Here is a 25,051-nt window from a genome sequence, read left to right as displayed (position 1 = left end):
CGATGCGTACCGCCGCCCTTCTCCTGTTTGCCGCGACGGCACTCGCGGGCTGCAATGCGCAGCCCGGCGGGTCGAACGTCGCTGCGCCGGAGAATGCAGCGATCGAGAAGCCGGGCTCGCTGGCGGACGCGTTCAGCGATCCGGCGGCGACCGTCGCGAAGCTCAACCAGTTCGGCTACCGCCTCGGCGCGTATGAGAACGGCCCCAACGGCTTCACCGCCGCCGGTGAGCCGGTCTTCCTGTCGCAGTCGGACGCCAAGAACCCCAATCGCGGCACCGTCGAGCTTTCGGGCAAAGATGGCGCTGCGATCGACACCATCGTCTTCGCGCTCACCGTGACCGACGATGTCAACGCCGATACGGCGAAGAAGCGGCTGACCGACAATGTCCGCGCCTTCCTGTTCCAGTACGGCGTCAAGGACGAAGGCGCGCTCGACGCCATCGCCAAGGAGCAGGACGCCAACGGCCTGATCGGGAATTCCCCGGCGGCCATCGCGGTGGAGAAGGCTGAAGCCCCTCGCCGCATCACCGTGACTTTCCAGCGCCCGACCGCTACGGCCCCGGCCGAAGCGGCGGTGCCGACCAAGCAACCCTGATCGAAGCATTCGCCAAGCAAGGACTATAGACATGGCAACCGCAGCCCCCGCAGAGAAGCCCGCCCGGAAGCCCCGCGCGACGAAGCCCAAGACAGACGCTCCCGCGTCGGCAACCGTTGCCGCAGCCGGCAAGGGCCGTATCGCGCAGGTGATCGGCGCGGTCGTCGACGTCGCGTTCGAGGGCGAACTGCCCGCGATCCTCTCGGCGCTCGAGACCGACAATAACGGCAACCGTCTCGTGCTCGAGGTCGCCCAGCACCTCGGCGAGAACACCGTCCGCACGATCGCGATGGACTCGACCGAGGGTCTGACCCGCGGCCAGCCCGTCACCGCCACCGGTTCGCAGATCCGCGTTCCCGTCGGTCCCAAGACGCTCGGCCGCATCCTCAACGTCATCGGCGAGCCGATCGACGAGCGCGGCCCGGTGGATGCCGAGCAGACCGCTCCGATCCATGCCGATGCCCCGCTGTTCGTCGACCAGTCGACCGAGAGCGCGATCCTCGTTACCGGCATCAAGGTCATCGATCTGCTCGCGCCCTACGCAAAGGGCGGCAAGATCGGCCTGTTCGGCGGCGCCGGCGTGGGCAAGACCGTGCTCATCCAGGAGCTGATCAACAACATCGCCAAGGGCCATGGCGGCACTTCGGTGTTCGCGGGCGTGGGTGAGCGTACCCGTGAGGGTAACGATCTCTATCACGAGTTCCTCGACGCTGGCGTTATCGCCAAGGACGCCGACGGCAACGCGATCAGCGAAGGTTCGAAGGTGGCGCTGGTCTATGGCCAGATGAACGAGCCGCCGGGCGCGCGTGCACGCGTCGCGCTCTCGGGTCTGACGATCGCCGAATATTTCCGCGATGTCGAAGGCCAGGACGTGCTGTTCTTCGTCGACAACATCTTCCGCTTCACCCAGGCGGGTGCAGAAGTGTCGGCGCTGCTCGGCCGTATTCCTTCGGCCGTGGGCTATCAGCCGACCCTGTCGACCGACATGGGCGCGCTGCAGGAGCGCATTACCTCGACCAACAAGGGTTCGATCACCTCGGTGCAGGCCGTGTACGTCCCCGCGGACGATCTTACCGATCCGGCGCCGGCGACCTCGTTCGCCCACCTGGACGCGACCACCGTTCTCAACCGCGCGATCTCGGAGCTGGGCATCTACCCGGCGGTGGATCCGCTCGACTCGACCAGCCGCGTGCTCGAGCCGCGCGTCGTCGGTCAGGACCACTACGACACCGCCCGTGCGGTCCAGTCGATCCTGCAGAAGTACAAGTCGCTTCAGGACATCATCGCCATCCTCGGCATGGACGAGCTGTCGGAAGAGGATAAGCTGACCGTCTCGCGCGCGCGCAAGATCCAGAAGTTCCTCAGCCAGCCGTTCCACGTCGCCGAAGTCTTCACCGGCATCTCGGGCGAGTTCGTGCAGATCGAGGACACGATCAAGTCGTTCAAGGCGGTGGTCAACGGTGAGTATGATCACCTGCCCGAAGCCGCCTTCTACATGGTCGGTGGCATCGACGGCGTGATCGCCAAGGCCAAGAAACTGGCCGCCGAGGCGTGAGCCGATGATCGGCGGCGCCTTTCTTGTTGCTGCCGCGCTGTCCTCGACGGTCGCGGCAACGCAGGAAATAGGCGCCCCGATCGATGCGATCGTCTTCGAGCTTTGCCCGAAGCTGCTCGCCCGGCCCGCCGACCTGCAGGACACCGCGCTGCTTCAGCGGTTCAGCTTGCTCAACGGCAAGCGTGTCGACGATCTCTGGGTCGCTAGGGATGCCAACCAGGGCCAGCTGGCAGTAGGGGTGACCTTCTCAGCCGGAGTTGATCCTGATGGGAAGTGGCGTGAAGGCAATGCTTGTGTCGTCGCGTTCAGCGGCGAACGCCGTGACGCGCTAATCGAACGATTGCGGCAAGCGATGCGGGACAGGGGATTTGCGCTGATCCGGGAAAATGAGTTTTATAAGCTCTACGCAGTGAAGGACGGCGCCGGGTTTCGCTCGGTGGAACTGAAGATCGGCATGGAAGGTCGTAATCTCGACTTTTTCGACGATCCGTCCAAGCCGGTCGTATATCTTACAGTGAATTTCTGAGGAATTTCCATGCCCCTCCACTTTGAACTCGTCACCCCGGAACGCCTCGTCCGCTCCGAGGAAGTCCATATGGTCGTCGTTCCCGGCACCGAGGGCGACTTCGGCGTGCTGGAGGGCCACTCGCCCTTCATGTCCACGATCCGCGACGGCAATCTGGAAATCTACAAGTCCGCGGGCAACCAGAGCCCGGAGATCGTTCGCATCGAAGGCGGTTTCGCCGAAGTGAACGAGAAGGGCCTGACGGTCCTCGCCGAAAAGGCCGAGTAACCGCATAGCGCACGGACGAAACGACAAAGGCCGCGGGGCAACCCGCGGCCTTTTGTTTTGCCTCCACCTCTAGGGCGTCCGGCGATAGCTCCACCGCATCGCCTTGCTCCCGTCGGCGAGGGAGATTTCGGCGGTCAGCGCATCGCCCCTCAACCGATAATGGATGCGCTGCGGATAGTCGTGCGCGGCGTTAACGAAGGTGGCCCCCTCCCCGCCCGCAATCGCGCGAAACGCCGTGGGCGGCTTGCCGCCAGGCTGCGCGAGATAGACCAGCGTATCGCCGTCCATCGTGATCCGCAGATATTCGAACGCCAGCGTCTTGTCGCCCTTCACCATCTGCGACGTGCCCAGCATCATCCCGCCCGCAGCCGGCTGCCATTGCTCACAGGTGCGGGTCGGCCCACCCTCCGCGGTGCACCAGCGCCCCGCCAGCCATTCGGGCAACCCATTCGCGGCAGGCGCTGCCCCCGGCAGCACCAGCATCAATCCCAGCGCCTTCCACATCATCCGCCGTCTCCTTCCCTGCTCATTCGCACATAGCGCATCCGCGCGCGCGCTGGCTTGAACCGATGCGACATGGCAAGTTTCCCACGTGCGCTACGCCGAAACGCCCCCGCCGCCCGAACTCGACGGCCTTGTCGAGGCCGTCTGGACGCTCGACGTCGAGTCGGACGGCTGGGTCGATCATCAGGCGGTGCCCGACGGCTGCGTCGAGTTGATCCGCCGTCATTCGGGCCGCTCGGTCTGGCGCACCGAACAACCACCATTGTTCGTCGCCGGCCTCGCGCTCCAGCCCGCAGTATTGCGCTTCAGCGGCGACGCACATTTCACGGGCATCCGCTTCTGGCCCTGGGCCTGGCACGCGCTGGGCAGTGCCCCCTGCCACAGCTTTGCCGATAGCTGGCGGGCGATCGCGCACGCCGATCCCCTGGCAGCCCTGCTCCCCGATGACAGGGATCCGATGCCGCGCCTCGCCGAAGCGTTCCGCGGCCTGCCCCTGTCGCCTCTCGCCGCCATCCGCCACGCCGCAACCGTCGACGAGCTCGCGCGAACGACGCAGCTTTCCACCCGTCAGCTCCAGCGCATTTGCGCCCGCGAGACCGGCATGGCCCCGCGCAGCTACCTGCGTCTGCTCCGCTTCCGCACCGCGATCAGTGGCATCCAGTCGCCGGACGCAGCGCTGGCGGATACTGCCGCCGCATCGGGCTATGCCGATCAGGCGCATATGACCCGCGAATTCCAGTCGCTGGGCGGATTACCGCCCGGCCGTGCCCGAAAGCGCGCGCGCGGTCCCTTCATTCGCGGCATCCACCCCTCCGATGGTTAGGAACTTGTAAAATCTTGCCCGCTATCCCCTCTGCGTTGGGCTAGTGAGGATTTGAGCGTGAGCGCATTCGGACGTCGCAGCGGACCAGGGGCAACACCTGCCCGGCCGGCCTTCGGCGTCGCGCGCCCGATGCAGGGCGGCGGCCCCGCCCCGCGCCCGCAAGAGCCACTCGGCGGCGACCAGTTCCCCCCACTTCAGGACGTCCCGCTCCCCGGTGCAAACCAGCGCGATTCGGACCCTTCCGACACCACCCCGCAATCCACCACCGACGCGATGCAGCGCCTCGCCGATCGCCAGGCGGCGTCGGGCGAAGCCGGCAACTCGCGCGTCGAGGGCTTCGAGGCCTCGATCCACCGCATCAAGGAACAGGTGCTTCCCCGCCTGCTCGAGCGTGTCGATCCCGAGGCTGCGGCGACGCTCAATAAGGATGAGCTGGCCGAGGAATTCCGCCCGATCATCGGCGAGGTGCTGGCCGAGCTCAAACTGACGCTCAACCGTCGCGAACAGTTCGCGCTCGAAAAGGTGCTGGTCGACGAGCTGCTCGGCCTCGGGCCGCTCGAAGAGTTGCTATCCGACAGTGCGATCAGCGACATCATGGTCAACGGCCCCGAGCAGACCTTTGTCGAACGCAAGGGCAAGCTCGAACTCGCCAATATCCAGTTCCGCGACGAAGAGCATCTGTTCCAGATCGCGCAGCGCATCTGTAACTCGGTCGGTCGCCGCGTCGACCAGACCACCCCCCTCGCCGACGCCCGCCTCAAGGACGGTTCCCGCGTCAACGTGATCGTGCCGCCGCTGAGCCTCAAAGGCACCGCGATCTCGATCCGTAAATTCTCGGACAAGCCGATCACGCTCGACATGATGGCCGGGTTCGGCTCGATGTCGACCAAGATGGCGACAATGCTGAAGATCGCGGGCGCGTGCCGTTTCAACATCGTCATCTCAGGCGGCACCGGCTCGGGTAAGACGACGATGCTCAACGCCCTGTCGAAGATGATCGATCCGGGCGAGCGCGTGCTGACGATCGAAGACGCGGCCGAACTTCGCCTGCAGCAGCCACACTGGCTTCCGCTTGAAACCCGCCCGCCGAACCTTGAGGGTCAGGGCGAGATCACGATCCGCGATCTCGTCAAGAACGCGCTGCGTATGCGTCCGGATCGCATCATCCTCGGCGAAATTCGCGGATCGGAGTGTTTCGATCTGCTGTCCGCGATGAACACCGGCCATGACGGTTCGATGTGTACGCTCCACTCCAACAGCCCGCGCGAATGCCTCGGCCGTATGGAGAACATGGTCATGATGGGCGACATCAAGATCCCGAAGGAGGCGATCAGCCGCCAGATCGCGGATTCGGTCGACCTGATCGTCCAGGTGAAGCGCCTGCGCGACGGCAGCCGCCGCGTCACCAACATCACCGAGGTGATTGGCATGGAAGGCCCGGTGATCGTGACGCAGGAGCTGTTCAAGTTCGAGTATCTGGACGAGAGCGCCGACGGCAAGATCATCGGCGAGTATCGCTCAATGGGCCTTCGTCCTTACACGCTCGAAAAGGCGCGCTCGTTCGGCTTCGATCACGCGCTGCTCGAGGCGTGCCTCTGATCAGCCGCTTGCGGCCTTGCGTTTACAAACGGGACATTAACCACGCCCGCAACGGCTGGCGCGCTGTCGCCTGCGGGATATCCTCCCGTGAATGGATGTGCGCGCGACCATGATCTCCATCCTTGCCCTGCTCGGAATGCTCACGCCTGTGTCCGACGTGCAGGCTGCACCGCCGGTCTCGCACCTCGCCGGCGATACCGAAGCGCGCTGGGTCCCCTTTGAGCTTACGGCCGGCAACCAGATCCGGTTCCGCACGCTGCTCAACGGGCGCTGGGTCGATGCGATCCTCGATACCGGCGTGAGCGACACCGCAGTCTCCGCGCGGTTCGCGCGTGCTGCGGGGATGAAGCCGCTGGTCGCCGGACAGGCCGATGCGATTGGCGGCAGCGTTGCGCTCAGCTGGGGCGCGGTTGACCGGGTCGAAGTTGGCGGCCTCGTCCGCACCGGCGGCCGCATCGCGATCATCGACGCCGATCCGCGCGTCACCGGTCCGGCGCCCGTCGACCTGTTCGTCGGAGCCGATCTGCTCGCCGCGCACGCGCTTGAGATCGACTATGACGCGCAGCGCTTCCGCCTGCTTCCGTCGGGGCGAATGCCGTTCCGCGGCGCCACCGCGCCGCTGCGCCTCGCCGGTCCTGCCGGTCTCTATCTCAGTGAACTGGATCTTGGCGGGCGACGCCATCGTCCGATGATCGTCGATACCGGGGACGGCAGCATGCTGACCCTCACCCGCTCGGCCTGGCGCGGGATCGAGCCGCCAGGCGCAGCGGTCACCACCGCGATCGCCTGGGGCCTTGGCGGACAGGTCGAGAGCGAGGTCACGATCGTCCCGGCGCTCCGCATCGCTGCACTTCCCGCGAGCGAGATCGAGTTGCGGATCGAGCCGGATACCGGCTTCTCCGCGCGCAAGGGCGCCGCAGGGCGGCTCGGCGGCGGGTTGCTGCGGCGGCACCGCGTGCTGCTCGACCCCGGTGCAGGCCGGATGGTCCTCGCCCCCGCCGCGCGCAGCGAGTGGCCGGTGACGCGTTCGACCAGCGGACTGATGCTGGGCCAGCGCGGAGATCGTCTGCGCGTCCTCCATGTCATGCGCGGCAGTCCCGCGGAAATGGACTGGCAGGCGGGGATGGAGATCTGCGCGGTCGACGGCACCGCGATCCCCGCCGCCTATGCCACCAGCCCGCTCGCAAGCTGGTCGACCGGCGCGCCGGGGCGGGTTGTTCGACTGCGTTTATGCGACGGCGCCGAGCGCACGCTCACGCTCACGCGCTTCTATTAGCCCTTGATCGCAAGCGCCGCGGTGATCACCGCGCCAAGCACCGCCATCACCTGAATCAGCGTCCACGGCATCCAGCCGACACGATCGAGGTCGCGCCGCTTCACCCGCCGCCATTCCGCAAGACCACTGCCCGCAGCAACCGCGACGAAAGCGCCTACGGCAATCCATAACGGCCCCAATAACGACCCTTGCATCGCCGCGCGCTCCGCTTCACCAATCGGCGCCATATCGGAGAGGAGCCCAGAATGCGCAACACCCTGACTTTTGCTGCCATAACCGCCACCGCGCTCATCAGCGCCGCCGCGATCGGCGCGCCGCAGATGGGAGGCGTCAGCAAGGAACTGAAGGCAGCGGTCGCAGCACCGACCCGCACCCCGGCGAATACGGCACGCGACCCCCATCGCCACCCCGCCGAGACGCTCGCCTATTTCGGCGTCAAGCCCAGCGACACGGTGGTCGAACTGTGGCCCGGCGGCGGCTGGTACACCGAAATCCTCGCGCCCTATGTCCTCAATGGCGGCGGCACCTATTACGCCGCCTCGCTCGAGAAGCTGTCGGGCGGCACCAGGCGGATGATGGCGGCGAACCCCGAACTCTATGGCAAGATCAAGACCGCACATTTCCCGACCTTCGACGCCGCCGACGTCAAGGTCCCGGACAACAGCGCAGATGTCGTCCTCACCTTCCGCAACGTCCATAACTGGAAGATGGGCTATCAGCGCGACGACAAGCAGGATTACTCGGCGGCTGCGTTCAGGCAGATTTTCGCGATGCTCAAGCCCGGCGGCACGCTCGGCGTCGTCGATCATCGTCTCCCCGAGGGCGCCGATGCTGAGCGCGAACGCACCAGCGGCTATATCAAGACCTCGACGATCAAGAAGCTCGCTGCCGAGGCCGGCTTCCGCCTCGCCGGTGAATCCCAGATCAACGCCAACCCCAGGGATACGGCGGATTGGGAAAAGGGTGTCTGGACGCTCCCGCCCAGCTACGCGCTCAAGGACGTCGATCGCGCCAAATATGCAGCGATCGGTGAAAGTGACCGTATGACGTTGAAGTTCGTTAAACCGAAATAGAACTGTCTGGAGTCGCCTCCTCCGTTTCCTGTGATATCATAGGAAACGGAGGGGGATGACGATGCGGCGACTTGTCTTCTGCTTTGATGGCACCTGGAACAAGATCGATGGCAACTATCCGACCAATGTCGCACGGGTGGCACAGTCGGTCAGCCGGTACGATGGCGATATCCCGCAAATCATCTACTATGACGAAGGCGTTGGCACGTCCGCGACCGAAAAGTGGACGGGCGGCATCTTTGGCCACGGCCTGATCGAGAAGATCATCGAGGCCTATCATTTCCTCATCCTGAACTACGAGCCGGGCGACCAGATCTACGTCTTCGGCTTTTCCCGCGGCGCCTTTGCCGCCCGATCCTTTGTCGGCCTGATCCGCAACTGCGGGATCATCTCGCGGCGATCGCTCACGCACATCCGGGCGGCGGTCGAACTCTATATCAGCCGCGATGGGAATGCCTCGCCAAACTCCGAGAAATCGCGGACCTTCCGCCTGAAACACTGCCCCAGACTGTGCCTGCCGGGCGATCTCGAATGGCGCCGCACGGCCTATCCCGACCATCTCGGGCCCGACCTGATCCAGCTGCGCATCGCCTATCTCGGGGTCTGGGATACGGTCGGCGCACTGGGCATTCCGCGGCACCTCAGGTTGCTTGGCTTCCTCAACCGCAAGTTCCAATTCCACGACACCAAGCTGTCGGGCTTCGTCGATCGCGCACGCCACGCCATTTCCACCGACGAGCGCCGACGCTCGTTCGAGCCGTCGCTGTGGACCAATCTCGACGACCTCAACGCCTCCGATCCTGCCATCCAGCCCTATGAGCAGCTCTTCTTCCCCGGCACGCATGCGGCGGTGGGCGGCGGCGGCCCGGTCCGGGGGCTGTCGGATGCCGCGCTTGAGTGGATCGTCAACGGCGCACGCAAGAGCGGCCTGGCGTTCGACCGCGACGACCAGTCCCCGATCTTCAGCCTGCTCCCGGATCACCGCGCGCAGTTGTTCAACGCCACCGGCAAGACACGCTGGTCGCTGGGGGACCGCATCATGGGTGTCGGGCTGCGCGACCGCACCTTTCCCGAGATGGACCAGCGCGCGATCCATTCCTCGCTGATTCGCCGCTATCATGCGACCGCAGAGGAACTTCCGGAAAAGCAGCTCTACCGCCCGACCGCACTGCGCTCATTCTGGGAAGCGATGGAGCAGATCTGGCGGCAGCGCATCGAGAAGCTGCAAAGCCGCAAGCTCGAGCTCAAGAGCGCCGGCGACGACCGCGCATTGCGCGCGCCCACGCGCGTCCGTCGCTATGTCGTCCAGAAGGGCGACACGCTGACCGGGGTTGCCGAGCGGCAGATGGGTTCCGCCGCCAACTCGGCAATTCTCGGCATTCACAATCGCAATGTCGGGCTGCTGTTCGAAGACGATGTCCTGTACGCGGGCAGTGAGCTGGAGATCCCCGAATATGTTCCGGTGCCGGTTCCCGCGCCCACACCGGCTCCGGAGCCCCCGCCGCCCGCTCCGGCCTGAAGGCGCAGCGAGCAGGAGGCGTTACGGCCCCTTGTGCACCACGCCCGCACGCATCACGAAGCCGACCGATTTGAGCAGCTTCACATCGCTCAGCGGATCGCCGCGCACCGCAATGATGTCGGCACTCTTGCCCGGTTCGATACTGCCGACTTCCTTGGCCAAACCGAGCAGATCGGCGGCATTGACCGTCGCCGCCGCAATCGCCTGCATCGGCGTCATACCATGCTTGACCAGCAGCTCGAATTCGTCGGCGTTGCGGCCATGCTTGGACACGCCGGCATCAGTGCCGAACGCGACCTTCACCCCCGCCGGCACTGCCTTCTCCAGCGCCTTGCCGGTGATGCCGATGCGCCAGTCGATCTTGGCGCGCACCTCGGGCGGATAGGCGTTGGGATCCTTGGCGATCCGCTCAAGATAACCGTTCACGGTGGAGAGCGTCGGCACATAATAAGCGCCGGTCTTCCTGAAGAGCGCAATGCTCTCCTCGTCCATCAACGTGCCATGCTCGATCGAATCCGCCCCCGCGCGCAACGCGACCGCGATCCCGTCCGCGCCATGCGCGTGCACCGCGACCTTCTTGCCATAGAGGTGCGCGGTCTCGACGATCGCCTTCGCTTCATCGTCGAACATCTGCTTGCCGAGGCCAGCCCCGATCCGGCTATTGACCCCGCCGGTCGTCGCGATCTTGATGACGTCGGCGCCGCGGCCGATCTGGGTGCGCACCGCCTTGCGGCATTCCTCGACCCCGTCGCACAGATTCTCGATGCCGATGACGGGATGGAGGTCTTCCGACACCCCCAGCCGGTTATCCATGTGCCCTGATGTCGTAGAGATCGACCGCCCGGCATCGACGATCCGCGGCCCGCTCGCCCAGCCGCGCGTGATCGCCTCGCGCAGCGCCAGCGTACCACCATCGTCGCCCAGGTTTCGCACCGTGGTGAAGCCCGCCTGCAGCGTCTTCTGCGCATTCCACAGCGTTTCATAGGCGCTGAGCTGCTTGCTCTCGGTCAGGCCGGCGAGCAGCCCTTCCTGCCCGGCGCGGTCGGAACTCAGATGGACATGGCTGTCGATCAGTCCGGGGAGCACGGTGCGGTCCTTCAGGTCGATGACCGGCGCCTCGCCCAGCGGCGTGACGAAGCCGTCATAGACGCCGACGATCCTGCCGCCCTTCACCGCGATCGTGCTCGCCCCGCGCGGCGCCTGCCCCGGCCGGTCGATCAGCTTTCCGGCGTGGATATAGCGATCCGCCTGCGCGGTTTGCGCATGCGCACCACCCGCAAGCAGCACCGCCGCGGTCAAGCCAGCCAAAGTCTTCATAACGCTCCCCGGTTTCGTTTCCGGGGAGCCTATGAGCCTCAGCCGAGCTTGTCGATCTTGTCCTGAAGCGAAGCGAGCTGCGCCTTCAGCGCAGCAATCTCGTCGTCCTTGCTCTTCTCGGGCGCTGCGGCAGCGGCCCCGGCAGCACCGGGCGCGCCCGGCTTGAACGCATCGGCCGCAGCCTCGAACATCGCCATGTTGCGCTTGGCGATCTCGGCGAAGGGCGAATTGGCGAACGCGCCCTCGACCGCGGACTTGAACTGCGCCTGATTGCGGCGGAAGCTGTCCATCGACGCTTCGAGATAGCCCGGCACCACCGCCTGCATCGAATCGCCATACAGCGCGATCAACTGGCGCAGGAAGTTCACCGGCAGCAGCGTCTGCCCCCGCGCTTCCTCTTCCATGATGATCTGGGTGAGGACGTTATGGGTGATATCTTCTTCGGTCTTGGCGTCGATGACCTTGAAGTCGCGTCCCTCGCGCGTCATCGCAGCGAGATGATCGAGCGTGATGTAGGACGAGGTTTCGGTGTTGTAGAGTCGCCGGTTCGCGTACTTCTTGATGATGACCGTGCCGTCGGTATTCGCCGTCTTCTTCATCTTGACCCCCACGGGTGTTTGACATGGTCCTAACACCCTTTGATGCCGCACCGCAACACGGGCCACGCCCCCTCCCTCTCTTTCTGGGACTGCTGCGCAGCGAAACCGCAGCATCGCCCGAACGCCGCGCCGCGGCGATGGCGGGACTTGCGGCCTATCAGGCGGCTACGCGCCCCCGCCCGCGCCGGCCGATGCCGGTGGTCGCGCGCGCCGGGCGTGCAGTGCTGCGCGACTATGGCGGAAGCGGCCCCCCGGTGGTGTTCGTCCCCTCGCTGATCAACCCGCCCCTGATCCTCGACATGCCCTATCGTCGATCGTTGCTGCGCTGGCTGTCGCGACAGGGCGTGCGGCCGCTGCTGATCGATTGGGGAACGCCGACGCCGCAGGACCGTGCGCAGGATGTGGCGCAGCATATCGAGGACATGCTGATCCCGCTGCTCCGCAGCATCGGCGAGCCGGCAAAGCTCGTCGGCTATTGCCTCGGCGGGACGATGGCGATGGCCGCTGCCGCCGCAATACCGGTGCGCGGACTGGCGTTGATCGCGGCACCGTGGCGCTTCTCGGGCTTCGGCGCAGAGGCGATCGCCCGGATCGAATCGCTGTGGGACGGCGCGCACGAGACCTGCGACCGGCTCGGCCTCGTTCCGATGGAGGTGCTCCAGTCCGGCTTCTGGCAGCTCGATCCCGCACGCACGATCGCCAAGTATGAACGGTTCGGCCGCCTCGATCCGCAGAGCGCGGCGGCCAAATCCTTCGTAGCGATGGAGGATTGGGCAAATGCGGGCGCGCCGCTCACCTATGCCGCGGGACGACAGGTCTTCGACGATCTGTTCACCGCGGATTTGCCCGGGCGCGGGCGCTGGCGGGTCGCAGGCACGATCCCCGATCCTGTCGCGCTACCTTGCCCCACGGTCGAGTTCGTGTCGCTCACTGATCGTATCGTCCCCCACACCAGCGCCGCAGGCTTTGCCGATCGGCGCGAGCTGCGGCTCGGCCATGTCGGGATGGTGGTCGGCTCCTCGGCGAAGGATGCGCTGTGGCGCCCATTGGCGGACTGGCTCACTCGCCCTAGATAGCCCCCAAACCCATCATGGAGTCGCATCCCTATGACCGAAGTCGTGATCACCGCCGCCAAGCGCACCCCCGTCGGCAGCTTCCTCGGCGCCTTCGCCACGACCCCCGCGCACGAGCTGGGCCGTATCGCGATCGAGGCGGCACTCGAACAGGCCGGGGTCAAGGGTGAGGACGTGTCGGAAGTGATCCTGGGTCAGGTTCTCACCGCCGCACAGGGCCAGAACCCGGCGCGTCAGGCATCGATGGCGGCAGGCGTACCCAAGGAAGTCCCCGCATGGGGCCTCAACCAGGTCTGCGGTTCGGGCCTGCGCGCGGTCGCGCTCGCGGCACAGGCGGTGCAGACCGGCGACGCCACCATCGTCGTCGCGGGCGGTCAGGAATCGATGTCGCTCTCCGCGCACGCCCAGTCGCTGCGTGCCGGCGCCAAGATGGGCGATGTCGGGCTGGTCGATACGATGATCAAGGACGGCCTGACCGACGTATTCAACGGCTATCACATGGGCATCACCGCCGAAAATCTCGCCGAACAATATCAGGTCACCCGCGGCGAGCAGGACGAGTTCGCCGTCCGGTCGCAGAACCTCGCCGAGGCTGCACGCACCGCAGGCCGCTTCAGCGACGAGATCGCTCCGGTCACGATCAAGGGCCGCAAGGGCGATACGGTGGTCGATCAGGACGAGTATATCCGTGCAGGCGCGACGCTCGACAGCATCGCCGGCCTGCGTCCTGCGTTCAAGAAGGACGGCACCGTCACCGCGGGCAACGCCTCAGGCCTCAACGACGGCGCCGCAGCGCTGGTGGTGATGAGCCGCGAGGAAGCCGAGAAGCGCGGCACCCCGATTCTTGCAACGATCCGCAGCTGGGCGACCGCAGGCGTCGATCCCTCGATCATGGGCATCGGCCCGGTTCCGGCTTCGAAGAAAGCACTGGAAAAAGCCGGCTGGACCGTTGCCGATCTCGACCTGATCGAAGCGAACGAGGCCTTCGCCGCCCAGGCGCTTTCGGTGGGCAAGGAGCTCGGCTTTGATCCGGACAAGGTCAACGTCAACGGCGGCGCGATCGCGATCGGCCACCCGATCGGCGCGAGCGGCGCGCGGGTGCTGACCACCCTGCTCTACGAGATGCAGCGCCGCGACGCGAAAAAGGGACTCGCGACTCTGTGCATCGGCGGCGGGATGGGCATCGCAATGTGCGTGGAGCGATGACTCCACATCGGACGAAGTAGCAAACGCAAAGCCTCAAACCCCTAAAATGGTCAAAAGTGTCGCAATGTGTGGCCCGATGTGACTTTGTTGCCACAGAGAGACAACGAAGTGGCAGGTTCATGACTGTTTGGCTTGCCACAGGATGAACGGACGGTTTCAATAGAGACATTCCGGCAGTGTGGCCGGAACCATTTTAGGGGCAGCACACATGAAACTCAGCCGCTTTTTGACGGCGACGGCGCTTGCGAGCGCCGCTTTCGCATTTCCGCATGTCGCGGTTGCGCAGGACACCTCGACCGGCACCACCGCAGAAACCGGTGACGAAGAGGTCCTTGTTACCGGCTCGCGCATCCGTCGTCCCAACGACGTATCGGCGCTCCCGGTCACGACCGTCAGCAGCGAAGAGATTTTCCAGTCCGGCCGTATCTCGGTTGGTGACGTCCTCAACGACCTGCCGCAGCTCCGTACCTCGATGGGTTCGCAGAACTCGACCTCGGGTCTCGGTACGCGCGGCGTCAACTTCCTCGATCTGCGCGGCCTCGGCCGTGCGCGCACGCTGGTGCTGATCAACGGCCGCCGGCACGTGTCGGCCGACATCATCAACAACGGCAACGCGACCGACATCAACACGCTGCCGACCGACCTGATCGAGCGTATCGACATCGTGACCGGCGGTAACTCGTCGATCTACGGTTCGGACGCGGTCGCGGGCGTCGTCAACTTCATCCTCAAGGACGATTTCGACGGCCTCGAGCTGCACGCCCAGACCGGCATCAGCGACTATGGCGACGCCGGCAATCAGTATGTCTCGCTCGTCGCGGGCAAGAACTTTGCCGAAGGCCGCGGTAACATCTCGGTCAACCTCGAATATGCGCACCAGAGCGACTACTACGCTTCGGGCCGCCCGAACCTGCGCCAGAACGACGCGTTCGTCATCGTCGACACCGACTCCGGGGCCAGCTTCGACGACGTCAAGGACCGCGTCTTCTATCAGGATATCCGCAGCGCGACCATCTCGCTCGGCGGCCAGCTCGGCTTCCGCTACAACAACACGCCAGGGGCGCCTTGCGGTGTGGATGCGGTCGGGTCGGCCTTCACCTGCTCGTACCTTTTCCAGCCCAATGGCAGCCTGATCAACCAGACCGGTCTTCGCGTCGGCCTGGGCCCCAACGGTAACTTCGTCGGCGGCAACGGCACCACCAGCCGCGAAGGCCAGCTGGTTGCCCTCTCCCCCGACGTGCAGCGTTACGTTGTCAACGTGCTTGGTCACTTCGAAGTCAGCCCGGCCTTCGTGCCGTTCATCGAAGCCAAGTATGTCCGCACCGAAGCGTTCGGTTCGCAGAGCGGCCCGTTCTTCTCGCAGGGTCAGACCCTGTCGGACGGCATCGGCGTCGCCGGCTTCAACGACCGCTCCTATGGCTCGGCCACCGGCGCGACCAACGGCTCGGTCAATCGCGAAGCCATTCGCCTCGACAACCCGTATCTGTCGGCATCGGCCCGCGCCACCATCGCATCGCAGCTGACTGCGGCGATCAACTCGGGCGTCAACCCGAACACCGGGACCGCCTATGGCACCTCGGCAGCAGGCCTCGCCAACCAGGCGACATCGCTCGCTCAGGTGGCGGCAGGTACGTACCGCTTCTCGCTGCGCCGCAACTATCTCGACCTCGGCGCGCGCGACGAGCGCATCACGCGTGAAACCTATCGCGCCGTGCTTGGTGTTCGCGGCGATCTTGGCAGCGACTTCAACTATGAAGTCTCGGCCAACTATGGCGAGCACAAAGAAAAGAACGTCATCACCGGCAACATCAATCGTCAGCGCTTCCTGCTGGCGATGGACACCACCACCAACGGCGCGGGGCAGATCGTCTGCCGCTCGCAGGTGGACGGTCGCTATGCCGGTTCGGATCGCGGCGGTGATCCGGCGCAGCTCGCTGCCGACATCGCAGCCTGCGTTCCGCTCAACCCGTTCGGCGAAGGCAACATCAGCCAGGCAGCCAAGGCCTATCTGACCATGCCGACCACCGCCGAAGGCAAGGCGACTCAGTTCGTCGTCAGCGGCTTCGTGTCGGGCAACCTCGGCTCGCTCTTCACGCTGCCGGGCGGCCCGATCGGCTTCTCGGTCGGTGGTGAATATCGCCGTGAGACGCTGTCCTACGATCTCGACGACAAGACGCAGGCCGGCTACGCGTTCTACAACGCCATTCCGCCGTTCACCGCGCCTGCCTTCGAAGTGAAGGAAGCGTTCGCGGAAATCTCGATCCCGCTGGTCAAGGACGTGTTCCTGCTGAAGGAACTGACCCTGAACGCATCGGGTCGTGTCGCCGACTACAAGGGCGGCGCTGGAACGGTCTACGCGTATAGCGGTTCGGCCAGCTGGCGTCCGGTCAACGACCTGCTGCTGCGTGCTTCGTACGCACGGTCGGTTCGTGCGCCGTATCTGGGCGATGTCTACTCCGAGCCCGGCCAGAACTTCACGCCGGCCCCGGCCGATCCGTGCTCGGCTCGTAACATCAACACCGGCTCCGCGACGCGCGCAGCCAACTGCGCGGCCGCTGGCCGTCCGGCTGGCTACGACTTCGTCTACACCTCGTCGCTGGAAATCCTGAGCGGCGGCAATCTCAACCTGAAGGCTGAGAAGTCGAAGTCGCTTACCCTGGGTGGTGTGTTCCAGCCGTCGTTCGTGCCGGGCCTCTCGATCTCCGTCGATTATTACAGCATCACCGTTGATGACGTGATCACCTCGCCGGCGATCCAGTCGGCGCTGAATGCCTGCTATGACGCGCCGGATCTCAACAACCAGTTCTGCGCACTGTTCAAGCGTGCAGGCGCGGCCGGTGGCCCGCGTGGCGAGCAGGAGTTCCGCATCCTCGAAGGCAGCTTCCAGGACTCTCCGCAGAACTACGCGAAGTTCAAGGCGCGTGGCATCGATACGCAGATCGCCTACAACAAGCGCTTCGACTGGGGTCAGCTGAGCATGAAGGGGGTCTGGACCCACGTCATTCAGCGCGACAACTTCACCGATCCGGCGCGTCCGACCTACAAGAACGTCATTGTTGGCGAACTTGGCGATCCCTCGGATCAGTTCAACATCTCGACCGACGTCAAGATCGGCAAGGTCACCATCGGCCATTCGATGCGCTGGATGGATAAGATGTACCTGAACACGTACGAAGACTATAACAGCGTGAACGGTGAACCGCCGCAGAACCCGGACTATGCGACGATCGTTCAGTACCCTGTTGTCGCCTATCACGACGTGCGCCTGGCCGTTGACGTCAATGACAAGTTCGAAGCGAACTTCGGCATTAACAACGTCTTCGACAAGAACCCGCCGTACGGCCTGACCGGCGTCGGCGCCGGCTCGGGTATCTACGACAACCGTGGCCGCTTCTTCTACGTGGGCGCCACCGCCAAGTTCTGATCGCCTGGCGATCGAACGATCTGGGGCCGGAGAGCAATCTCCGGCCCCTTTTTCTTGTCCTCCATTGAAGCTATCCCCTCCGCATGACGTTCAACATCGCCGACGCACTCACCCACGCCGAAGCAGGCCGAACCGATCACGCATTGGAAATGCTGAACGCGGCAGCGGATCGCGACAATGTCGACGCGCTCATGCAGCTGGCGGTCTGGTCGCTGACCGGCCGCTTCGTGCCGGAGGATCATGAGCACGCGCGGAAACAGCTCCGCCGGGCGGTTTCGATCGGCCATGTCGATGGCGCGCTGATGGAGGTCGCCCTTACCGCGAACGGCACCGGAGGACCCGCCGACTGGCCGGAGGCGCGTCGCCTGCTCGCCGAGGCTGCTGCCGGCGATTATGTCGCCGCCGGACAGATGGCCCTGCTCGATGAAATGGCACTGGCCCCCGACGGGAGCCCCGCCACCGTCGCGGAATCCCGCTTGCTATGCGCCGATCCGCGCGTGGTGCACCTGCCGGGCTTCCTGACCGCCGACGAATGCGCGCATATCGCGACGGTGGGCGGCGAACTGCTCGAGCCCGCGCGCGTCATTGACCCGGCAACCGGCCGCTGGGTGCCTCACCCGATCCGCACGTCCGACAATGCCGCGATTGGTCCCGCACGGGAGGACCTGGTGACCCGGGCGATCAACCTGCGGATCGCTGCCGCGAGTGGAACCGACGTCACCCAGGGCGAACCTCTGACGCTCCTGCGCTATCGACCCGGTCAGGAATATCGCCCGCACCTCGATACGATCGCAGGCGCGGCGAACCAGCGTATCCGCACCGTCCTCATCTATCTCAATGGCGGGTTTCGGGGCGGCGAGACCAGCTTTCCCCTGCTGAGCCTCAATGTGACCCCACGCGGCGGCGATGCATTGATGTTCGATACGCTACTGCCCGACGGGACGCCGGACACCCGGACTCAACATGCCGGAATGCCGGTGATCGAGGGCGTCAAGTGGCTGGCAACGCGCTGGATCCGGACCGCGCCGGTCGACCCCTGGACGCTGTCCTAGGGTTCACGGCCGGGCACCCGAGGGGCTACCCGGCCGCAGGGTCATTTCGAGCCGGTCTTTACCCGCTCATAGGGTACGAAATCGCCCAGCAGGACGAAGCCACTCCACATCTTCGAACTGCGGTCGATCAGATCAACCTTGTCGACGTTGCAAAGCTGAGCGCCATAAAGCTTGGTCAACAGGATATCGTCGTCATCCAGCTGATCGGCGCCGGAACGCGGGCGGTTGACGTACAGCTTCGATCCACTGCGATAGACGATCGCGGTCTTGTCGATGATGGTGCTGTTGTCCATCGCGTGCGTGGGCAAACATTTGACCGGCTTTCCGGCGACTCGGCCCTCGAGCATCTTGGCTAGTGCCGCCTCGCCTTTGGCGTTGACCTGCTCGTCCGCGATTGCGGCGCCGGGCAACGCGACCAGCGCGAGCGCAGCGGCTGCAAACAACTTACGCATCGGTATTCTCCATTCGATATCAGTAACAGGTTACTTGCTAGCGCTAACTTTCTACCCGTTTTGAGCTTTCGCTACCCTGAACCAATGGGATCAATACCACATCCGATCGTACCGTGCACCAAGACCCGTCAACAGCTCATATTGCGACATGCCCGACAGCGCCGCCGTCGCGGGCAGCGCATAGTCGATTGCGACCCAGTCTCCTTCGGCGAGCTGCGGCACGGCGCTGACGTCGATCGCCGTCAGATCCATCGACACCCGCCCGATCACGGGCACGTCCTGCCCCCCGACCCACGCGCGCCCCTTGCCCGAGAAGCAGCGCAGATAGCCGTCGGCATAGCCCAAATTGACGATCGCCACCTCGGTATCTGCCGCGGCCGACCAGGTCATGTTATAGCCCACGCCCTGCCCCGCAGGCACCAGCCGGCGTTGCAGCACCTGCACCTCGGGCGTCACCACCTGCCGGATGCGCCCCGCAAACACGGGCACCGGCACCGCGCCGTAGAGCGCGATGCCCGGCCGGGTGAGGTCGAACGCATAATCCCGTCCCAGCGCGATGCCCGCGGAGTTGGCCAGGCTCATCCGCCGCGCCCCGGACTTGCCGGCAAGCGCCGCAAACCGCTCGCACTGCAAGCGATTGAGCGGCACGTCCTCGTCCGCGCTGGCGAGGTGGCTCATCAGCGTCTCGACCTGAAGACCGTCGAGCAGTCCTGCCATCACCTCTCCGGGCTGGATACCCAGCCGGTTCATCCCGGTATCGACCATCACGTCGCACGCCTTGCCCCCGGCCTCGCGCCAGCGTTGCACCTGCTGCACCGTGTTGAGCACCGGTCGCAGCGTCGCCGCAGACAGCGCCGCAGGCAGATCCTCTTCGCGAAGCCCGTGCAAAACCGAAACCGATACGCCGAGATCGGCGAGCGCGATCGCTTCGTTCCACGTCGCGACGAAGAAATCGCGGCATCCACCGTCAGCCAGCCGCCGCACGACCTCACGCGCGCCCAGCCCATAGCCATTGGCCTTCACCGCCGCCCCGCACGCGGCGGTACCGCTCATCGCGGCGAGCATGCGCCAGTTGGAAACCAGAGCATCGCCGTCAAGGCGCAGGCGGAGGGGCGCGGTAATCATGCCGCCCGGTTAAGCCGCCAGGCGCGCCATCGCAACGGCTACACGTTCTTCTGCAAGTCGCTTTCCTTGAGGAAGAACAGGGTGACCAGCAGCGCCATCGCCACCACGACCCAGGTATACCATAGCCCCGAATAGGGATTGCCGCTCTTTGCCACCATATACTGGCTGATCAGCGGCAGGAATCCGCCGAAATAGCCGGTGCCGATATGATAAGGAATCGACATCGAACTATAGCGAATTCGCGGCGGGAACAGCTCGGTCAGCAGCGCCGCGACCGGGCCATAGGTCGCACCCGAAAGCGCCGCCAGCGCGACGATGGCCAGCAGGATCAGCACGATGTTGCCCGGACTCGGAATCACCCGGTCAAAGCTGTAGCCCGCGTCCGCCAGTGCCGTGTCGATATCGGCGGTGTCGGTGGAGATCACCGGCACGCCGTTGACCGACACCGCGGCCGAAGGCGTAATCTCCTTGGTGTAGGGAACGCCCTTCTTAGACAGGTAATCGAGCAACTGGCCGCACGTATCGGCCTGTTTCGCCGCGAATGGATCATAGGCGCAGGACGGACCTGATACGATCACGGGCGCGTTGCGCTCCGCCTCCGACAGCGCCGGGTTCGCGGCGTGCCCCATCACCCAAAAGATCGGGAAGAGCAGCAGCAGCGTGAAGCCATAGCCGATCACGATCGGCTTCTTGCGCCCGATCCGGTCGGACAATTTGCCGAACAGGATGAACCAGAACAGCCCCGCCGCGGCCCCACCAGCCGCCAGCAGTTGCGCCGTCACCGTATCGACCCGCATCGTGCCCTGCAGGAACGAGAGGACCGAGAAGGTTGCGGTGTACCAGATCACGGTCAGGCCGGCAGCGATCCCGAACAGTGCGACGAACAGCCGCTTCCAGTTGCCGGGATAGGTGAAGCTCTCCTTGAGCGGGTTGCGCGCGATCTCGCCCGCATCCTTCATCGCCTTGAAGACGGGGCTTTCGCTGAGCTTGACCCGCATCCACAGCGAGATGGCGAGCAGCGCGATCGAGAACAGGAACGGCAGGCGCCAGCCCCAGTCGTTCCACACGCCCTCGGTCATCGAAAAGCGCGTGATCAGAACCACCGCAAGGCTCAGAATGAAGCCGGCCGACACGCTCGCCTGAATGAAGCTGGTGTGATAGCCGGCCCGCCCCTTGGGCGAGTGTTCGGAGACGTAGATCGCCGCGCCGCCATATTCGCCGCCCAGCGCCAGCCCCTGCAGGATGCGCAACCCGATCACGATCGCGGGTGCCGCAGCCCCGATCGAGGCGTAGGATGGAACGAACCCCACCCCCGCGGTCGCGATGCCCATCAGCGTGATGGTGACGAGGAAGGTGTATTTGCGCCCGAGCTTGTCGCCCAGATAGCCGAACAGCACCGCGCCCAGCGGGCGGAAGCCGAACCCGACCGCGAACCCGGCCCAGGCATAGAGCGTTTCGAGTACCGGATTGCCGGTGGCGAAGAAGGTTCGACCGATGACCCCGGACGCGGCAAGCGTCCCGTAGATGAAGAAATCATACCATTCGAATACCGTGCCGAGCGACGATGCAGTCACGACCTGCCGCATCTCGCTCTTGCTCGGCTCATGCTCCGGCCGGATATCGTCCGCCACAGTCGCCATTCAGAATCCCCCAACCCCGTTTTGGGGAAGGGTTTAGCGCGTTGAGGCGGTCCGGCAAGTGCAGTGCCTTCATGGGCTGATCGCGCGCGCCGGAGCGCCTTTGCGCAACGCGCTTCCAATGTTGGATTTCGTCTGATCTATCCTGAGCGGTGGAGCGCTGGCCGACATTTCCGGATTCAAACGCGCGCGGCGCTTCTCCGGCGTGCAAGTGGCGCGCGCCCGGCGCGTTCCCGTCGCCAACCTGTCGCGTTCCCGTTCAAAACCGTCGCTTCGGTGTCGCGTGGCTGTCGCGCTGCCGTCGCGTAAGTGTCGTCTGGGTGTCGCGTCGCAGGCGCAAACCCGTCGCGTTCCGGTCGCGTCGCCCGAAAAACCGGCCTTTTCCGTCGGCTTTGTCATGCGTCACCCATCTCGCGGTTTACTGGAAACCCGCACGCATCCGGCCTAATGCCCTTCACATGCTTCGTCTCTCCGGCCTCTCTCTTCCCCTCGACCATGCACCCGAAGCGATCGCGCCCGCGATCTGCCAGCGGCTGGGCATCGAACCCGGCGACCTGCTCGCTTGGACGCTGTTCAAGCGCGGCAACGACGCGCGCCGCCGCACCGCGATCCTGCTCGTCTACACGCTCGACATCGAGCTCAGGAACGAAGCCGAGGTGCTCGAGCGGTTCGCCGGGGACAAGGACGTCCGCCCCACCCCCGACATGGTCTACCGCCCGCCCGTCACCGCCCCCGAAGGCTGGTCGGGAAAGCGGCCGATCGTGATCGGCGCGGGACCCTGCGGGCTGTTCGCGGGCCTCATCCTCGCTCAGATGGGCTTCAAACCGATCATCCTCGATCGTGGCAAGGTCGTCCGCCAGCGCACCAAGGACACCTGGGGCCTGTGGCGTCAGGCAAAGCTCGATCCCGACAGCAACGTCCAGTTCGGTGAAGGCGGCGCGGGCACCTTTTCCGACGGCAAGCTGTATTGCCGGGTCAAGGATCCGCGCTTCCTTGGCCGCAAGGTGCTGGAGGAGTTCGTCAAGGCCGGCGCCCCTGACGACATCCTTTGGGAAGCGCATCCGCATATCGGTACCTTCCGCCTCGTCACGATGGTCGAGCGGATGCGCGCGAGCATCGAGGAACTGGGCGGCGAGTATCGCTGGGAAACGCGCGTCGACGATCTCGAGCTGGAACGGCTGCCTGACGGTAATCAGCGCATCCGCGGCCTCCATCTCCACGACGGCAGCTTCCTCGAAACCGATCAGGTGGTGATGGCGGTCGGCCATAGCGCGCGTCCGACCTTCGAGATGCTCCACCGCCGCGGCGTGCATCTGGAGGCCAAGCCCTTCTCGATCGGCGTGCGGATCGAGCACCCGCAAAGCTGGGTCGATCAGGCGCGCTACGGCAAATGCGCCGGGCACCCCGATCTCGGCGCCGCCGCCTACAGCCTTGCGTACCATGCCTCGAACGGGCGCACCGTCTACAGCTTCTGTATGTGTCCGGGTGGCCGCGTTGTCGCCGCGACCAGCGAGGAAGGCTGCGTCGTCACCAACGGCATGAGCCAATACTCACGCGCCGAGTTCAACGCGAACTCAGGCCTCGTCGTCGGGATCGACCCGGCGCGCGACTATCCTGACAGCCCGCTCGCCGGCATCGAGCTCCAGCGGCATTGGGAGCGTCTGGCCTATGAAGTCGGCGGTGCGAACTATCACGCCCCCGGCCAGCGCGTCGGCGACTTCCTCGCCGCCCGCGCCTCGACCGAACTCGGCGAGGTCGTCCCGAGCTACAAGCCCGGCGTGACGATGACCGATCTGTCGCGCTGCCTGCCCGATTTCGCGGTCGAGGCGATCCGTGAGGCGCTACCGGTCTTCGGCCGCCAGATCGCGCGCTACGACCATCCCGACGCGGTGATGACCGGCGTCGAGACCCGCACCTCCTCCCCCGTGCGCATCACCCGCGGCCAGGATTTTCAGAGCCTCAATGTCGAGCGGCTGTTCCCCGCGGGCGAAGGCGCTGGCTATGCGGGCGGTATCCTCTCGGCCGCGATCGACGGGATCAAGGTCGCCGAGGCGGTGGCGGCGAGTATCACCGCCACCCGCTAGCGGATCAGGTCGAGGCCGGCTTCGCCTCAGCCGCGGGGGCGTCCTGATCGACGCCCAGCTCGCCCAGCGACCCTTCCGCACGCGCCTTGCGGCCATAGACCAGCTCGAACAGCGGCGACGCCATCAGCGTCGTCACGATCGCCATCAGCACCAGGATCGAGAACAGGGCCGGAGTGATGATCCCGCGCTGAAGACCGATGTTGATGATGATCAGCTCCATCAGCCCACGGGCGTTCATCAGCGCACCGATCGCCATCGCAGTCGGGTTGTCCTGCCCGGTCAGCCGCGCGGCGCCCCAGCAGGCGACGCCCTTGGCGACGACCGAGGCGATCAGAATCCCGCCCGCGATCAGGAACATCGACGGATCGGCGAGCAGCGACATCTGGGTGTTGAGGCCCGAGAAGGTGAAGAAGATCGGCAGCAGCATCACCACCGTCACCGGCTCCAGCGTGCGGCGAAGCTGCGTTGCGAACACGCCGCGCGGCATCACCGTGCCCAGCAGGAAGCCGCCGAACACCGCGTGCAGTCCCGCCCAGTCCATGCCCAGCGCGGCGATGGCGAACAGGATCAGTGTGATACCCAGCAGCGACTGCGAGACCTTGCCCTCACGCTCGGCGATGCGGCCCAGCGGCGCCAGCAGGCGCGGACCGGCGAACAGGATGAACAGCGCGAACAGACCGCCGCCCACAATCGCCTTGATCGCCACCAGAGGCCCGGCGCCAAGGCTGGCGAGCACGATCGCCAGCACAGTCCACGCCGCCGCATCGTCGATCGCGCCGGCCGACAGCGACAGCGTACCCAGCCGCGTTTCGCTGAGGCCACGCTCATGGATGATCCGCGCGAGCATCGGGAAGGCGGTAATCGCGATCGCCGCGCCCATGAACAGCGTCGCCTGGAACTGGCTGACCCCGGCGGTGAACAGGCCGCCATTGGACAGCAGCAGCGGCGTGATCAGCACCGCAATCCCGAATGGCGCCGCCATGCCCGCGATCGAGACCGACGCCGCGCTCTTCACATTCGCGCGGAACTCGTCGCCGCGGAACTGAAGCCCGACCAGAAACATGTAGAGCCCGACGCCCAACTGGGCGAGGACGAAGAGAAGGGTGCGGCTGTCCTTGGGGAACAACGCCTGCTGAATTTCGGGGAAGAACAGGCCGAACAACGACGGGCCGAGAATGACGCCCGCGATCATCTCGCCGACGACTTGCGGCTGTCCGAGCCATTTTCGCGCAGCCCAGCCGACGATTCGCGCCGCGGCAATGATGAGCGCAAGTTGCGCAAAGAAATAGATACTTAGCTCGGCTGGCGCCATGTTTCCGCTCCCCCAATTGGGCCAAATTGGAC

At 65.3% G+C, this 25,051-nt stretch carries 21 protein-coding genes; 14 read left to right on the top strand and 7 right to left on the bottom strand.

The genetic code is table 11. The features are described 5' to 3' along the window. The first annotated feature begins 2 nt into the window (after positions 1-2). From AC07NK_RS11060 to AC07NK_RS11045, 4 genes are read left to right on the top strand one after another with little or no spacing between them, the layout of a single operon-like run. Positions 3-596 (top strand): hypothetical protein, encoded by a 594-nt coding sequence (locus AC07NK_RS11060; RefSeq protein WP_495170645.1) that lies wholly within the window; start codon positions 3-5, stop codon positions 594-596. A gap of 31 nt (positions 597-627) precedes the next feature. Then, a complete protein-coding gene (gene atpD / locus AC07NK_RS11055; protein WP_495170644.1) occupies positions 628-2,151 on the top strand; it encodes a F0F1 ATP synthase subunit beta in 1,524 nt (507 codons plus the stop codon). Between the two features lie 4 nt (positions 2,152-2,155). Next, positions 2,156-2,677: a hypothetical protein gene (locus AC07NK_RS11050; RefSeq protein ID WP_495170643.1), complete on the top strand. Its 522-nt coding sequence runs from the start codon at positions 2,156-2,158 to the stop codon at positions 2,675-2,677. Between the two features lie 9 nt (positions 2,678-2,686). Then, the gene (locus AC07NK_RS11045) at positions 2,687-2,944 is read left to right on the top strand and encodes an ATP synthase F1 subunit epsilon (protein WP_495170642.1); all 258 of its coding nucleotides are present in this window, start codon (positions 2,687-2,689) and stop codon (positions 2,942-2,944) included. 69 nt (positions 2,945-3,013) lie between these two features. Here the strand turns inward: AC07NK_RS11045 and AC07NK_RS11040 are convergent, their stop codons facing one another. Then, positions 3,014-3,451 carry a DUF6265 family protein gene (locus AC07NK_RS11040; protein ID WP_495170641.1) on the bottom strand — a complete coding sequence of 146 codons (438 nt, stop codon included), beginning with the start codon at positions 3,449-3,451 and terminating at the stop codon, positions 3,014-3,016. A gap of 85 nt (positions 3,452-3,536) precedes the next feature. Between AC07NK_RS11040 and AC07NK_RS11035 the strand changes: the two genes are divergently transcribed. The 5 genes from AC07NK_RS11035 (at position 3,537) to AC07NK_RS11015 (ending at position 9,738) form a co-directional block, all read left to right on the top strand. After that, positions 3,537-4,271 (top strand): helix-turn-helix domain-containing protein, encoded by a 735-nt coding sequence (locus AC07NK_RS11035; RefSeq protein WP_495170640.1) that lies wholly within the window; start codon positions 3,537-3,539, stop codon positions 4,269-4,271. A gap of 57 nt (positions 4,272-4,328) precedes the next feature. Then, complete coding sequence (locus tag AC07NK_RS11030; protein WP_495170639.1) at positions 4,329-5,870, top strand: TadA family conjugal transfer-associated ATPase; 1,542 nt, start codon at positions 4,329-4,331, stop codon at positions 5,868-5,870. A 136-nt stretch (positions 5,871-6,006) separates the two neighbouring features. Next, on the top strand, positions 6,007-7,146 hold the full coding sequence (locus tag AC07NK_RS11025) for an aspartyl protease family protein (RefSeq protein ID WP_495170638.1): 1,140 nt from the start codon (positions 6,007-6,009) through the stop codon (positions 7,144-7,146). Positions 7,147-7,391: 245 nt separating this feature from the next. Continuing rightward, entirely contained in the window at positions 7,392-8,219 is an 828-nt protein-coding gene (locus tag AC07NK_RS11020) for a class I SAM-dependent methyltransferase (protein ID WP_495170637.1), read from the top strand. A 61-nt stretch (positions 8,220-8,280) separates the two neighbouring features. Continuing rightward, positions 8,281-9,738 carry a T6SS phospholipase effector Tle1-like catalytic domain-containing protein gene (locus AC07NK_RS11015; protein WP_495170636.1) on the top strand — a complete coding sequence of 486 codons (1,458 nt, stop codon included), beginning with the start codon at positions 8,281-8,283 and terminating at the stop codon, positions 9,736-9,738. A gap of 21 nt (positions 9,739-9,759) precedes the next feature. On the opposite strand, the gene AC07NK_RS11010 is transcribed toward AC07NK_RS11015, so the two are convergent. After that, on the bottom strand, positions 9,760-11,055 hold the full coding sequence (locus AC07NK_RS11010) for a metal-dependent hydrolase family protein (RefSeq protein ID WP_495170635.1): 1,296 nt from the start codon (positions 11,053-11,055) through the stop codon (positions 9,760-9,762). 38 nt (positions 11,056-11,093) lie between these two features. Next, on the bottom strand, positions 11,094-11,654 hold the full coding sequence (gene phaR / locus AC07NK_RS11005; protein WP_495170634.1) for a polyhydroxyalkanoate synthesis repressor PhaR: 561 nt from the start codon (positions 11,652-11,654) through the stop codon (positions 11,094-11,096). Between the two features lie 23 nt (positions 11,655-11,677). Between phaR and AC07NK_RS11000 the strand changes: the two genes are divergently transcribed. From AC07NK_RS11000 to AC07NK_RS10985, 4 genes are all read left to right on the top strand, one after another. Next, positions 11,678-12,730: an alpha/beta hydrolase gene (locus AC07NK_RS11000; protein WP_495170633.1), complete on the top strand. Its 1,053-nt coding sequence runs from the start codon at positions 11,678-11,680 to the stop codon at positions 12,728-12,730. Positions 12,731-12,760: 30 nt separating this feature from the next. Further along, complete coding sequence (locus tag AC07NK_RS10995) at positions 12,761-13,933, top strand: acetyl-CoA C-acetyltransferase (RefSeq protein ID WP_495170632.1); 1,173 nt, start codon at positions 12,761-12,763, stop codon at positions 13,931-13,933. Between the two features lie 208 nt (positions 13,934-14,141). Then, on the top strand, positions 14,142-17,357 hold the full coding sequence (locus AC07NK_RS10990) for a TonB-dependent receptor domain-containing protein (RefSeq protein ID WP_495170631.1): 3,216 nt from the start codon (positions 14,142-14,144) through the stop codon (positions 17,355-17,357). An 83-nt stretch (positions 17,358-17,440) separates the two neighbouring features. Further along, positions 17,441-18,409, top strand: coding sequence for a 2OG-Fe(II) oxygenase (locus AC07NK_RS10985; protein ID WP_495170630.1), 969 nt, complete (start codon positions 17,441-17,443; stop codon positions 18,407-18,409). A gap of 41 nt (positions 18,410-18,450) precedes the next feature. On the opposite strand, the gene AC07NK_RS10980 is transcribed toward AC07NK_RS10985, so the two are convergent. The 3 genes from AC07NK_RS10980 to AC07NK_RS10970 form a co-directional block, all read right to left on the bottom strand. Beyond that, on the bottom strand, positions 18,451-18,861 hold the full coding sequence (locus AC07NK_RS10980) for a hypothetical protein (protein ID WP_495170629.1): 411 nt from the start codon (positions 18,859-18,861) through the stop codon (positions 18,451-18,453). A gap of 90 nt (positions 18,862-18,951) precedes the next feature. Further along, on the bottom strand, positions 18,952-19,986 hold the full coding sequence (gene alr / locus AC07NK_RS10975) for an alanine racemase (protein WP_495170628.1): 1,035 nt from the start codon (positions 19,984-19,986) through the stop codon (positions 18,952-18,954). Between the two features lie 38 nt (positions 19,987-20,024). Further along, on the bottom strand, positions 20,025-21,626 hold the full coding sequence (locus tag AC07NK_RS10970) for an MFS transporter (protein WP_495170627.1): 1,602 nt from the start codon (positions 21,624-21,626) through the stop codon (positions 20,025-20,027). 455 nt (positions 21,627-22,081) lie between these two features. Here AC07NK_RS10970 and AC07NK_RS10965 point away from each other — a divergent pair, with 455 nt between their 5' ends. Further along, a complete protein-coding gene (locus AC07NK_RS10965) occupies positions 22,082-23,707 on the top strand; it encodes an NAD(P)/FAD-dependent oxidoreductase (protein WP_495170626.1) in 1,626 nt (541 codons plus the stop codon). 4 nt (positions 23,708-23,711) lie between these two features. Here AC07NK_RS10965 and AC07NK_RS10960 read toward each other — a convergent pair whose 3' ends face one another. Then, the gene (locus tag AC07NK_RS10960; RefSeq protein ID WP_495170625.1) at positions 23,712-25,019 is read right to left on the bottom strand and encodes a cation:proton antiporter; all 1,308 of its coding nucleotides are present in this window, start codon (positions 25,017-25,019) and stop codon (positions 23,712-23,714) included. Positions 25,020-25,051: the final 32 nt, after the last annotated feature.

This window comes from Sphingomonas sp. GW821-FHT09B04, from assembly GCF_059418285.1.
The sequence above is the reverse complement of the archived record's forward strand: the minus strand, read 5'-3'. Positions and strand labels throughout refer to the sequence as shown.

Excerpts from the sequence above, each read along its gene's own strand:
- AC07NK_RS11060 (WP_495170645.1), top strand. The coding sequence starts at position 3 with ATGCGTACCGCCGCCCTTCTCCTGTTTGCCGCGACGGCACTCGCGGGC.
- atpD (WP_495170644.1), top strand. The coding sequence starts at position 628 with ATGGCAACCGCAGCCCCCGCAGAGAAGCCCGCCCGGAAGCCCCGCGCG.
- AC07NK_RS11050 (WP_495170643.1), top strand. The coding sequence starts at position 2,156 with ATGATCGGCGGCGCCTTTCTTGTTGCTGCCGCGCTGTCCTCGACGGTC.
- AC07NK_RS11045 (WP_495170642.1), top strand. The coding sequence starts at position 2,687 with ATGCCCCTCCACTTTGAACTCGTCACCCCGGAACGCCTCGTCCGCTCC.
- AC07NK_RS11040 (WP_495170641.1), bottom strand. The coding sequence starts at position 3,451 with ATGATGTGGAAGGCGCTGGGATTGATGCTGGTGCTGCCGGGGGCAGCG.
- AC07NK_RS11025 (WP_495170638.1), top strand. The coding sequence starts at position 6,007 with ATGCTCACGCCTGTGTCCGACGTGCAGGCTGCACCGCCGGTCTCGCAC.
- AC07NK_RS11020 (WP_495170637.1), top strand. The coding sequence starts at position 7,392 with ATGCGCAACACCCTGACTTTTGCTGCCATAACCGCCACCGCGCTCATC.
- AC07NK_RS11015 (WP_495170636.1), top strand. The coding sequence starts at position 8,281 with ATGCGGCGACTTGTCTTCTGCTTTGATGGCACCTGGAACAAGATCGAT.
- AC07NK_RS11010 (WP_495170635.1), bottom strand. The coding sequence starts at position 11,055 with ATGAAGACTTTGGCTGGCTTGACCGCGGCGGTGCTGCTTGCGGGTGGT.
- phaR (WP_495170634.1), bottom strand. The coding sequence starts at position 11,654 with ATGAAGAAGACGGCGAATACCGACGGCACGGTCATCATCAAGAAGTAC.
- AC07NK_RS11000 (WP_495170633.1), top strand. The coding sequence starts at position 11,678 with ATGGTCCTAACACCCTTTGATGCCGCACCGCAACACGGGCCACGCCCC.
- AC07NK_RS10995 (WP_495170632.1), top strand. The coding sequence starts at position 12,761 with ATGACCGAAGTCGTGATCACCGCCGCCAAGCGCACCCCCGTCGGCAGC.
- AC07NK_RS10990 (WP_495170631.1), top strand. The coding sequence starts at position 14,142 with ATGAAACTCAGCCGCTTTTTGACGGCGACGGCGCTTGCGAGCGCCGCT.
- AC07NK_RS10985 (WP_495170630.1), top strand. The coding sequence starts at position 17,441 with ATGACGTTCAACATCGCCGACGCACTCACCCACGCCGAAGCAGGCCGA.
- AC07NK_RS10980 (WP_495170629.1), bottom strand. The coding sequence starts at position 18,861 with ATGCGTAAGTTGTTTGCAGCCGCTGCGCTCGCGCTGGTCGCGTTGCCC.
- alr (WP_495170628.1), bottom strand. The coding sequence starts at position 19,986 with ATGATTACCGCGCCCCTCCGCCTGCGCCTTGACGGCGATGCTCTGGTT.
- AC07NK_RS10970 (WP_495170627.1), bottom strand. The coding sequence starts at position 21,626 with ATGGCGACTGTGGCGGACGATATCCGGCCGGAGCATGAGCCGAGCAAG.
- AC07NK_RS10965 (WP_495170626.1), top strand. The coding sequence starts at position 22,082 with ATGCTTCGTCTCTCCGGCCTCTCTCTTCCCCTCGACCATGCACCCGAA.
- AC07NK_RS10960 (WP_495170625.1), bottom strand. The coding sequence starts at position 25,019 with ATGGCGCCAGCCGAGCTAAGTATCTATTTCTTTGCGCAACTTGCGCTC.